The organism is Collinsella sp. AF14-35 (genome assembly GCF_003464565.1).
Classification (GTDB): Bacteria; Actinomycetota; Coriobacteriia; order Coriobacteriales; family Coriobacteriaceae; genus Collinsella.
Genome location: NZ_QRZD01000060.1, coordinates 1 through 1,084 on the forward strand (window position 1 = coordinate 1; position 1,084 = coordinate 1,084).

Annotated in this window: 1 protein-coding gene; it reads right to left on the reverse strand. The window is 67.1% G+C overall.

Annotated features, from left to right (window positions below; all coding sequences use genetic code 11):
* Positions 1-79 precede the first annotated feature (79 nt).
* The gene (gene rfbB / locus DWW12_RS09695) at positions 80-1,072 is read right to left on the reverse strand and encodes a dTDP-glucose 4,6-dehydratase (protein ID WP_199570797.1); all 993 of its coding nucleotides are present in this window, start codon (positions 1,070-1,072) and stop codon (positions 80-82) included.
* Between the last annotated feature and the right edge of the window lie 12 nt (positions 1,073-1,084).

Consider the following 1,084-nt stretch of genomic DNA (forward strand, 5'->3'; position numbering starts at 1 on the left):
CGCGCGGGGACGCAGGATCATCCCCATGCCCTGCGGCCCCGCGCGGGCGCCCCGCGGTGCGGTTCGCCGGGATGCGGCCTTACTGGCCCTGCGCCCTGTATCTGGCCTCGGTGGCCTCCTTGGCCGGGCGCCACCAGGACTCGTTCTCGACGTACCAGTCGATGGTGGCCTTCAGGCCCTCGGCGAAGTCGGTGTGTGCCGGCCTCCAGCCGAGCTCGCGCTGGAGCTTCGTGCTGTCGATGGCGTAGCGGCGGTCGTGGCCGGGGCGGTCGGCGACCCAGTCGAAGTCCTCGGGGTCGCGGCCCATGGCCGTGAGTATCATGCGCAGGACGGTGATGTTGTCCCTCTCGCCGTCGGCCCCGATGAGGTAGGTCTCCCCCACGCGGCCCTTGGTGAGGATGTCCCAGACGGCGCTGGAGTGGTCCTCGGTGTGGATCCAGTCGCGGACGTTCTCGCCCCTCCCGTAGAGCTTGGGGCGGACGCCGTCGACGATGTTCGTGATCTGCCTGGGGATGAACTTCTCCACGTGCTGGTAGGGGCCGTAGTTGTTGGAGCAGTTGGAGATAGTGGTGCGAAGGCCGTAGGTGCGGGTCCATGCGCGCACGAGCATGTCGGAGGAAGCCTTGGTGCTCGAGTACGGGGAGCTCGGCTTATACGGCGTCTCCTCGGTGAACTTCGCCGGGTCGTCGAGCGCCAGGTCGCCGTAGACCTCGTCGGTGGAGACGTGGTGGTAGCGGACGCCGTACTTCCTCACGGCCTCCAGCAGGCGGAAGGTGCCCTCGACGTTGGTGCGCAGGAACGGCTCCGGGTCGGCGATGGAGTTGTCGTTGTGGGATTCCGCGGCGTAGTGGACGATCGCGTCGTGGCCCGGGACAATCTTATCGAGGAGCTCAGCATCGCAGATGTCGCCGACGACGAGCTCGACCCTATCCTCGGGCAGCCCCGCGATGTTCTCGGGGTTGCCGGCGTAGGTCAGCTTGTCCAGGACGGTGACGTGGACCTCGGGGTGGCTGTTGACCACGTAGTGCACGAAGTTGCTGCCGATGAAGCCGCAGCCGCCCGTGACGATGATGTTCTTGGGTTC